Below are 10,165 nucleotides of genomic sequence, written 5' to 3' on the forward strand. Positions count from 1 at the left end.
GTGTTGTCGTTATATTTCATAATAAGTCAGTATTAAAAACTCCTAATTCCCCAAAGAGGGACTTAGGCGAGCCTTGTTTGTTAATAATTTTCTTGTATAGATAATTGATTTGAAATTTGATTACAGTAGGAGGAAAATCACGTATATTTAAATAACAACATATAAAAAGATTTAACAAAAAATTTTTGGGAATAAAAAATAACATTTATTTTTACCCCGTAATCGGTTGTACCATAGTGATGGGAAATCTGGTTACATTTTATCGAATTTAATTAAGAGACATTATAATTATTATCCTCATTTAGAAATCTGCAAAATTTTAGTACATGGGATAATAGTAAATGTTCCACGTCTTTTGTTATACAGGAGGCGTGGGACTTCTTACTTATCTTTTGTACGGGCTTTGCAGAGCCTCTAAATGGGATAATGTTATAGAAGTTCCCATGCCTCTTTTTGTATAATCTTAATTCAGAATAAACCGATTCGGGAACTTACGGTAAATATTTGTAAGAAGTATATATATTGAAATCTGCGTGATTTAGTGGCTGTTGAAATGATACATACAGTTAAAAAATAAAATATTTACTCAAGTTAAATTGAAATAAAATGGAGAATAACAAAAAAGCTCTTTTGAGTGTGTTAGTAGTGATTGTAATGTCTATTGGCATTTTGAATGGTGTGAACAAGAGCCAGAATAGAGAAGTGAATCCTCAACAATTGTGTGTAGTCGCTGAAGAATTTCATCCTCAAATGCAGGATTTGGATAGAGGAGAAAGAATATTCTTTGGAGTGTATGGTGCTGCCGTTGGATTTGGAATAGGTTTAATTTGTCCTGCTGCCGGGCTTGCTTATGCTTTGTGATGATGTTCAGTAAAAATGAAAATTTTATATCTAAGTCTGGTAGTTGTTTGATTACCAGACTTTCTGTGCTTTCATTCATTTGGGTTCCTTTCTGTGGAATAAATTTCATACATGGCAATATCTTTAAGATTTGTATTATAGCTGTCATCTTCCTGTTGTCTTGCGGTTTACTATATCTTATTTTGCGAAAAACCGTTTCTGAAAACAATATTTCTATCAGAAAGAAAAGTATATGTATATTATATATTATTGTTTTATTCATTAATATCTTTTTCGTTATTTTATCCGGTAATATACTAACGTCTATCGGAAGTCTTCTTTTTATATCTATGCTATTATTTAGTTTTTTGATGGCTTGGATATGTACAAAGTGGATATTAAAAAACAATAAAAAGGATACAGTTTAGTGGATATTCAGATATCTTAATAAAACAAAATCTATGAAATACAGATATTTAACGATTTTCACGTTAATCTCTATTGCATTTTGGCTAATCTCTTTTCTATTCAGGATATTCATTGTGAAGTTACCTGAAATTGAAAATATTTCGGATAATCAAAACGTTACATATGATGCTGTAAACTTACTTTATAATAATGATAAATTTAGTGCTTTTATATTGATTCTTAAGACTAATCTAAAAGCATGTGTTCTCAATATATCAGGTGGTGCAATGTTCGGTATAGGGACAATTATTAATCTGATATACAATGGTTTTATGATGGCTGACACATTCCTGCTTATTTATGAATCCGGTACTGGCTTTTCGGTTATTTTTAAAAGGACAATACCTCATAGCTTTGAACTGATAGGTCTTTGGTTATCCGGAGGAATGGGCTTATATATTGCCTATAATATATTGCTTTTGATGAAAGGTAAGCAAAGTTTTACAAGGCAATTTTATAATGTAATTGGAATAGGTTGTGTAGTAACATTTATTATAATTTTGAGTGCGGCATACGTTGAAACATACATCTCATCTACATTATAGATATGAAAGTAATTATTGATTCAATTATGCAAGTGCCTAAGTGGATTTTAATTATTATAATTTTGTTTTACAGCCTGTTACTCGCTGAATATATAGATGTGTTAAACAAATTTGTATATGTCGAAGATTCATTGATGAGTGTTTTCAATCTCAGTACAAAATTAAGTTATATTTTTACTATCGTTTCAGGGATTGTGACATGGTTAATTTATGCATTGATGTTTCATATTATGGCACTGCTTTTCGGTGGTAAAGCAGAATTTAAAGATTCGATCTTGCCTTTGGCTTTTCCATATATAATACCTTCCATAATGTTATTAATCGGGCTTTTTTTGCTTACAGATATACAAATTCCATCTACTCCGGATTCTATAACTATTTTAAAAAATCATCCGGTTTACGAAACGTCAATGACGCTTATCAATTGTTCATCTGTTCTATGCTATCTCATTTCGTTGATGATTATCCATTATCTTTACAAGATTAAATGGTTTTATTCCATATTATCTGTTGTATTACCTTTTTTAGCTATTTTGGGAATTACTGAGATTGTAAGAATAGCTTAATTGGAGTGTCCAATTATTAAGAAAATTTGATAGCGTAATTTAACCCAGGGTTTGATTACGCTATTATGCATAATATTTTTTCCGGTTATTAGTTTATCACTCTTCGTTTTTCACTTATTTTATATACTTTTGTAGCCTTGATTTAAACTATAAGATATGTCTCAGAAAGTACGGGTACGCTTTGCACCCAGCCCTACAGGCCCATTGCATATTGGAGGTGTGCGCACGGCATTATACAATTACCTGTTTGCTAAAAAGCACGGTGGAGACTTTGTTCTCCGTATCGAAGATACCGATTCCCAACGTTTTGTTCCCGGAGCCGAAGAATATATAATAGAGGCTCTTACATGGCTCGGGCTGAAGTTCGATGAGGGGACGCATGTTGGCGGGGCTTATGCTCCATATCGCCAGTCGGACAGGAAAGAGATTTATCGTAAATATGTTGATGTATTATTGGATAAAGGTGCCGCCTATATTGCTTTCGATACACCGGAGGAATTAGAGTCTAAACGCGCTGCCGTAGCTAATTTTCAATACGACGCGTCTACCCGTGGAGGAATGCGGAACTCTTTGACTCTGAACGGAGACGAAGTGCAGGCCCTGATAGATGCAGGCAATCAGTATGTTGTCCGCTTCAAAATCGAAGCTAATCAGGAAGTACTGGTAAATGACCTTATCCGTGGCGAAGTAAAATATAATTCTTCGGTGCTTGACGATAAAGTATTATTTAAGTCGGCCGATAATCTGCCTACATATCATCTGGCAAATATTGTCGATGACCACCTGATGGAAATCACTCATGTTATACGTGGTGAAGAATGGTTGCCGTCGGCCCCTTTGCATGTGCTTTTATATAAAGCATTCGGATGGGAGGCTACTATGCCGCAGTTTGCCCATCTGCCGCTGTTGCTTAAACCCGAAGGAAACGGTAAATTGAGCAAGCGTGACGGGGACCGTCTGGGATTCCCTGTATTCCCGTTGGAATGGAAAGATCCGAAAACAGGAGAAATTTCATCCGGCTACCGCGAAAGCGGTTATTTGCCCGAAGCTGTTATCAATTTCCTTGCACTTTTAGGCTGGAATCCGGGTAACGATCAGGAGATAATGTCCATGGGTGAACTCGTGCAGCTTTTCTCTCTTGAAAAATGCAGCAAAAGCGGGGCCAAATTCGATTATGAAAAAGGCAAGTGGTTCAACCATCAGTATATACAATTGCGCCCGAACGCCGAAATTGCCAATATATATTATCCCATTCTGGAAGAAAAAGGAGTGGATGTTACTCTCGACTATGTAGAAACAGTGGTGGGACTGGTTAAAGAGCGGGTAAGCTTTGTAAAAGAATTATGGGATCAATCCTTCTTTTTCTTCGTTGCACCTGTTTCATACGATGAAAAGGTGGTGAAAAAACGCTGGAAAGAAGACTCTCCTGCGCAAATGGCCGAACTGATCGATGTCCTGAAGAATATAGACGATTTCTCTGCGCACAATCAGGAAGAAATTGTAAAAGCATGGATAGAATCGAAAGGTTACCACCTGGGTAATATAATGAATGCTTTCCGTCTGGCTGTTGTAGGTGAATCGAAAGGTCCGCATATGTTCGATATAACGGCTGTTATCGGTAAAGACGAGACTATCGCCCGTTTGCAAAAAGCCATTCAGGACCTTTAAAATTCGTAACCATGTTTTTTTATAATTTCGCCATATATCTGTATGCATTTATAGTCCGCATCATTTCTCCTTTTCACAAGAAGGCGAGAAAGATGATAATCGGGCATAAGCAAACGTATAAGATACTCAAAGAAAAAGTTGATCCCAACGCAAAATATATCTGGTTCCATGCTGCTTCGTCAGGCGAATTTGAGCAGGGACGCCCGATTATAGAGGAGGTGAAGCGTAACAATCCGGAATATAAGGTACTGCTTACATTTTTCTCCCCGTCTGGGTACGAAATGCGCAAAAATTATCCGCTGGCCGATATCGTTTGTTATCTGCCATTCGATAAAAGGCGTAATGTGAAGAAGTTCCTGAAATTGGTGAAGCCCGAAACAGCTATTTTTATTAAATACGAGTTCTGGTACAACTTTGTAAATACTCTTCATAAGCAGGGAATACCTATCTATATGGTTTCGGCTATCTTCCGTTCCTCACAGATTTTCTTCAAGTGGTACGGGATGGATATGCGCAAGTTGCTGAAGAAATATACATGTATCTGTGTACAGGACTCCAACTCGGCAGAATTGTTACGGGATATAAAAGTGACAAATGTCGAAGTCTGTGGCGATACCCGCTTCGACAGGGTGCTGGATATAAAGCAGCAGGCTAAACAGTTGAATATTGTCGAAGCATTCGCAAAAAAGGCTGCCGCCGAAGGAGAGAAAATACTGGTAGCAGGTAGTTCGTGGCCCAAAGATGAAGATGTGATTATACCATACTTCAATATGACTACCGACCTGAAAATGATAATAGCACCGCACGAAATAAACGAAGCTCACCTGAAATATATAGAGAGCAATCTTCAACGGCCTTACATACGTTATTCAAATGCTATTCCCGAAATGATGGCGGATTACGATTGTCTTATCATCGACTGTATGGGATTACTGTCTTCAACTTACCGGTACGGACAGATGGCGTATGTGGGTGGTGGTTTTGGTGTAGGGATACACAATGTGCTTGAGGCTGCCGTCTATGATATTCCTGTCATATTCGGTCCTAACTTCAAAAAATTCCGTGAAGCTCAGGGGCTTCGCGAACAGGGAGGTGGTTATTCCATCGCAGATACCCAATCATTCAGAGGGTTGATGGACGAATTTCTCCAATATGACGAAACACTCAAAGCTGCCGGAAAACATGCCGGCGATTATGTCCGTTCCAACAGTGGAGTCGTAGGCAGGGTAATGAATGTACTGAAACTGTGAACTCTTCGTTTTCAGGTATATTTTTCTTCAAATAAAAAATATTCTTGTAGATTTGTATTCTAAACCATAGTATTATGGCGCAAATAAATAAGATATTCAATTCCAAGATTAAGATACCTACACCGGTTTTTTTTATAATGACCATTCTGGTCATTTGGTATGTTTTGCCCCGTGAAGGCAAATATAAGTATTCATATACCGAGAACCGACCCTGGCAATATGGTTTGCTGACTGCTCCGTTCAACTTTCATATACATAAATCCGACAAGCAGGTACAGGAGGAAAAAGATAGTATAATGCGGTCTTATCAGCCATATTATTATACCGATCTTAACATATCAAAGAAGACAGTGTCTCAGTTTTCGCAGGATGCTTTGGCAAAGAGTATCCCCTCAGAATATATAAGCTATGTGAACCGCAAGCTCAATGAAGTGTATAAGGCTGGTATAATATCCGCTGAGGATTATGATAAAGTCCAGCAACTGAACAAAAAGCAACTGCAACTGGTAAATGATAATAATGTTGCCAGTACCCGTCATCTGGCATCTTTCTATACACCTAAGCAGGCTTATGAGAAAATTATAAGTGATGCGCCATCGAGTGTGGATATTAGTCATTTGAGGGCCTTCAATCTGAATGACTACCTGAATGTGAACGTGCTGTATGACGAAAAAATGTCGTCTAACGAAAAAGAAGAACTGCTCAAGCAGGTAGCATTATACGAGGGAGAAGTACAATCGGGAGAAAAAATAATAGACCGGGGCGAAATTGTCGATGCCCGTACAAAGAATATACTAGATTCTTACAACCGGGAGGTAGAAAGCAAAGTAGGTACAAAGTCAAAGCCCGGCTGGCTGATGTTCGGAGAACTGGTCATGCTCTCCCTGCTGTTGATGTCACTGATGGTGTATCTTAAATTTTACAGGCTGCATGAGTATAACAACCGGAAGAATATCATCTTTATTCTCATAATGGTCGGGATATTTCCTATTATCACCGGTATTATGGCCGACACGAAGATGTTCAGCCTGATGTATCTGGCTCCGTTTGCCATACCTACTATACTGATCCGTACATTTATAGATTCGCGGACAGCCATGACCACGCATATGATTACGGTACTCATCTGTGCTTTGATGCTTCCTTTGGCCCAGATGGCGCAATTTATCGTCATTCAGGTAATGATAGGGTATATGTGTATATTCAGTCTTAGAAATCTATCGGAGCGTTCACAGCTCGTATATTGCTCCATTCTCATTTTGCTGACGTATGTGATTACATATACGGCCTGGGTTCTCTGTACAGAAGGAAACCCCTCTCTTCTGATAGAGAACGGCAGGATGTATATTTACTTCTGCATCAATTTTGTATTTGTGTCGTTTGCTTATCTGTTAGTCTATGTGTGTGAGCGGGTTTTCGGCTTCATCTCCGAAGTGAGCATGATAGAATTATCGAATACCAACAGGCCATTGCTACAGGAGTTATCCGAGGTAGCACCCGGAACATTTCAGCACTCCATGCAGGTATCCACATTGGTAGTGTCGGCGGCGCACCGTATAGGGGCGAATGCGACTCTTGTCCGTACAGGGGCTCTTTATCACGATATAGGTAAAATGGTAAATCCTATTTTCTTTACCGAAAATCAGATTGAAGGTATCGATCCGCATGCCGGACTTACAGAGAAAGAGAGCGCCTGTATTATCATAGGGCATGTTGCCGAGGGGGTGAAGATTGCCAGGAAATATAATCTGCCACAACAGATTATCGATTTTATACAGACACACCACGGAAAAGGTAAGGCAAAGTATTTCTATAATTCATATGTAAATAGTCATCCCGATGAAGAGGTCGATGAAGAGGATTTTACTTATCCGGGTCCTAATCCGTTTACCCGTGAAACCGCTTTATTGATGATGGCTGATACCATAGAAGCCGCATCGCGCAGTTTGAAAGATAACAGCAAAGAAGCAATAAGCGGACTTGTTAACAGGCTTGTAGATTCGCAGGTGGCCGACGGGCTTTTCAAGAATGCGCCGATTACATTTAAAGATATAGAATTAGCAAAAGAAGTGTTTTCCGAAAAACTGGTGAGTATGCGTCATATGCGTGTAGCCTATCCCGAATTGAAGAAGCGGAATGACGAGACATTGATAGAACAATAAGGATTTTAATACTGTAAAAACTAAAATATAGATGAAAAAATTAGTAGTGTTATCAGCATTTATTTTGCTGACATTGGGCATAAGCGCCCAAGGTGCCGGAAGCGGTTATCAGTTTTCCGTTGTGAAAGAAAATCCCATTACCTCTATTAAGAATCAGGGGAACAGTGGTACTTGCTGGAGTTTTTCAGGACTGGGCTTCCTCGAATCGGAAGTTATCCGTATGGGCAAAGGTGAGCACGATCTGTCGGAGATGTACATTGTGCGCCGTAATTATGCAGATAAGGCAGATAAATTTGTAAGGGTGGGAGGTAACCTGAATTTTGCTCAGGGAGGTTCTTTTGCCGATGTCGTAGAAACATTAAATGAGTACGGAGTTCTTCCGAATGAGGCTTATATCGGCCTTAACTATGGTGAGACAATGCACAAGCACGGGGAAGTTGAAGCCGGCCTTTCCGGATATGTGAAAGGTGTTAATGAAAATAAGAACAAGCGTATTTCTCCGGTATGGAAACAAGGACTGAATGGCATTCTTGATGCTTACTTCGGAGTTGTTCCTCAGGATTTCCAATATCAGGGTAAATCATATACTGCCGGGTCGCTGCGTCAGTCTTTAGGTTTGGAGGCAAGTAATTATATCTCTCTTACCTCATTCACCCATCATCCGTTCTATGCTCCGTTTGCCCTTGAAATTCCGGATAACTGGCGTTGGTCGCTTTCATACAACCTGCCAATAGATGAACTGATGCAAACTATCGATGATGCCTTGAATAACGGTTATACAGTAGCATGGGCTACCGATGTGAGTGAGATAGGGTTTACCCGTAACGGCCTTGCTGTTATTCCCGACGATGAAGCCCCTGAAAATGTAGGTTCAGATCAGGCGCATTGGTTAGGTCTTTCTCAAACAGAAAAAAACAATCGTATCAAAGCTAAGATAGAAGAGGGTCCTGTGAAGGAAAAAACTATTACACAGGAGATGCGCCAGATAGCATATGATAATCAGGAGACTACCGACGATCATGGTATGCAGATATATGGTATTGCCAAAGACCAGAACGGAAATAAGTATTATCTGGTAAAAAACTCTTGGGGTGAGGCTGGTGCATATAAAGGTATCTGGTATGCTTCGGAAGCATTCGTGAAGTATAAGACAATGAGTGTAATGATACACAAAGATGCTTTACCAAAAGGAATAGCTAAGAAACTTACTCTGAAATAATATGATAATAAGGATAATAGGTCTTTTGCTCATGTTTTCTCTGTTTAGTGCATGTAATGTGCCTAAACAGGAGAAAGAGGTAAGCGAAAACGTAGTCGTTGAACGATCCGGGATTCCGGTAAAACTCGAAAAAGGAAACATACGGCATACAGTCATGTTTAATCTGAAATATGATGTGGATGCTCCCGAAACCGACAAGTTCCTGCAAGACGGACAACGTATTTTAAGTGCCCTTCCTATGGTGAAAAACTTCGAAGTATCCCGTCAAGTCAGCAGTAAGAATGAATATAATTTCTATTTTTCGATGGTTTTCGATAATCAGGAAGCCTATAAGGCCTATAATGCCCATCCTGAGCATATAAAATTTGTAAAAGAACGCTGGGAGACCGAAGTCACAAATTTTCTTGAAGCGGATTTTGTTGCTGTCGAATAGAGAGTTGTATACCCGGTGAAGATATAGATATCTATAAACGAACAGGTAGCCCGGTTTATTCCGGGCTGTATACACAATCAAATAAATCGGATGTGCTCGCATCGTTCGCCGTTATTCTCGGACGCACCTTACGCTATGAGCGTAGCCGCGAGAGCGGTAGGCGACAGGGTTCACGGTTCCGGCATAGAAGCTTAGATAGTATGCGCGCGTCTCATTGCTGACCGAGCCGCTCCAATTGTAGCCGTACAGGCCCACATATAATAGTTGGCCGGCGTCTGTATAGCGGCACCCGGAAGCGGGAAAGTATAATTGCTCACCCGTAGCGACAATTGTGTAGGCGAGTTGGCTAAGTGTGGCCGGACCACCGTCAGCAGAGGACGGAGTGATACTGGTGGAAACAAAGTTCCACGCATAATTGGCATCTTCATAAGGCAATGTATGGGATGCATCCCCGAAGTCGTTGCTGACAGGCATTACCCAGCTTTTGGTCAGTTTACTATTGTCTTTGATAGCAGCCGCAGATAGGTATTTACAGATGTCGCCCTGGTAGTTTGCCGGGGTATGGGCCGAGGTTGCAAGGTAATTGACAGAGCGGTTGTCTGTAGAACCTGTGGTGACATAAGGGATTTTATCAAAGTCAGTATTTCCGCCGGTGGTCATATCCGCATCAATGAGCAGTTTAGAACGGAGAGCCAAGACGGCAGACTGCATATCCGCATTAGGATTTGTATAACCGGTAGTTACATCCGAAACTTTCACCTTGTAGTATTTACCCGTTGCTATGGCAGGGATGTAAAGGTAAGTGTCTCCTGTGAAATAATTTACTATTTCTGTACTCGCGGCAACACCCACAAGACTCCCCCATTTGAAGAATAAGCCCTGGTAACCTTCTTTAGCTCCATGCGATTCGTCGAAGGTCAGGGAACCTATGAAGCCGTTGGCCTCGTCCGGCATAAAGTAAATGTTAGAACCTGCCCATCTGTATTCAAACGGCGGCCTCGGCACTTCTATCCC

8 protein-coding genes and 1 pseudogene are annotated in these 10,165 nt (G+C 40.0%); 8 read left to right on the plus strand and 1 reads right to left on the minus strand.

Annotated elements, in window-relative coordinates:
- Window positions 1–606 precede the first annotated feature (606 nt).
- The 8 genes from B3317_RS03590 (at window position 607) to B3317_RS03625 (ending at window position 9,151) form a co-directional block, all read left to right on the plus strand.
- Window positions 607–861 (plus strand): hypothetical protein, encoded by a 255-nt coding sequence (locus B3317_RS03590; protein WP_291108724.1) that lies wholly within the window; start codon window positions 607–609, stop codon window positions 859–861.
- Window positions 862–1,301: 440 nt separating this feature from the next.
- Entirely contained in the window at window positions 1,302–1,853 is a 552-nt protein-coding gene (locus B3317_RS03595; protein ID WP_291108726.1) for a stage II sporulation protein M, read from the plus strand.
- A 2-nt stretch (window positions 1,854–1,855) separates the two neighbouring features.
- Window positions 1,856–2,419 (plus strand): hypothetical protein, encoded by a 564-nt coding sequence (locus tag B3317_RS03600; RefSeq protein WP_291108728.1) that lies wholly within the window; start codon window positions 1,856–1,858, stop codon window positions 2,417–2,419.
- 156 nt (window positions 2,420–2,575) lie between these two features.
- Window positions 2,576–4,087, plus strand: coding sequence for a glutamate--tRNA ligase (gene gltX, locus B3317_RS03605; protein ID WP_291108729.1), 1,512 nt, complete (start codon window positions 2,576–2,578; stop codon window positions 4,085–4,087).
- An 11-nt stretch (window positions 4,088–4,098) separates the two neighbouring features.
- Window positions 4,099–5,337: a 3-deoxy-D-manno-octulosonic acid transferase gene (locus tag B3317_RS03610; protein ID WP_291108730.1), complete on the plus strand. Its 1,239-nt coding sequence runs from the start codon at window positions 4,099–4,101 to the stop codon at window positions 5,335–5,337.
- Between the two features lie 74 nt (window positions 5,338–5,411).
- Window positions 5,412–7,499 carry an HD family phosphohydrolase gene (locus B3317_RS03615; RefSeq protein WP_291108733.1) on the plus strand — a complete coding sequence of 696 codons (2,088 nt, stop codon included), beginning with the start codon at window positions 5,412–5,414 and terminating at the stop codon, window positions 7,497–7,499.
- Window positions 7,500–7,530: 31 nt separating this feature from the next.
- Window positions 7,531–8,718 carry an aminopeptidase C gene (locus B3317_RS03620; RefSeq protein WP_291108735.1) on the plus strand — a complete coding sequence of 396 codons (1,188 nt, stop codon included), beginning with the start codon at window positions 7,531–7,533 and terminating at the stop codon, window positions 8,716–8,718.
- A gap of 1 nt (window position 8,719) precedes the next feature.
- Window positions 8,720–9,151 carry a Dabb family protein gene (locus tag B3317_RS03625; protein ID WP_291108737.1) on the plus strand — a complete coding sequence of 144 codons (432 nt, stop codon included), beginning with the start codon at window positions 8,720–8,722 and terminating at the stop codon, window positions 9,149–9,151.
- A gap of 111 nt (window positions 9,152–9,262) precedes the next feature.
- Here B3317_RS03625 and B3317_RS03630 read toward each other — a convergent pair.
- A pseudogene (locus B3317_RS03630) lies at window positions 9,263–10,165 on the minus strand (hypothetical protein); the annotation flags it as partial.

This window comes from Dysgonomonas sp. UBA7710, assembly GCF_002482385.1.
Classification (GTDB): domain Bacteria; phylum Bacteroidota; class Bacteroidia; order Bacteroidales; family Dysgonomonadaceae; genus Dysgonomonas.

Bases quoted from the DNA above. Each gene is read 5' to 3' on its own strand.
- B3317_RS03590 (WP_291108724.1), top strand. From the start codon at position 607: ATGGAGAATAACAAAAAAGCTCTTTTGAGTGTGTTAGTAGTGATTGTA.
- B3317_RS03595 (WP_291108726.1), top strand. From the start codon at position 1,302: ATGAAATACAGATATTTAACGATTTTCACGTTAATCTCTATTGCATTT.
- B3317_RS03600 (WP_291108728.1), top strand. From the start codon at position 1,856: ATGAAAGTAATTATTGATTCAATTATGCAAGTGCCTAAGTGGATTTTA.
- gltX (WP_291108729.1), top strand. From the start codon at position 2,576: ATGTCTCAGAAAGTACGGGTACGCTTTGCACCCAGCCCTACAGGCCCA.
- B3317_RS03610 (WP_291108730.1), top strand. From the start codon at position 4,099: ATGTTTTTTTATAATTTCGCCATATATCTGTATGCATTTATAGTCCGC.
- B3317_RS03615 (WP_291108733.1), top strand. From the start codon at position 5,412: ATGGCGCAAATAAATAAGATATTCAATTCCAAGATTAAGATACCTACA.
- B3317_RS03620 (WP_291108735.1), top strand. From the start codon at position 7,531: ATGAAAAAATTAGTAGTGTTATCAGCATTTATTTTGCTGACATTGGGC.
- B3317_RS03625 (WP_291108737.1), top strand. From the start codon at position 8,720: ATGATAATAAGGATAATAGGTCTTTTGCTCATGTTTTCTCTGTTTAGT.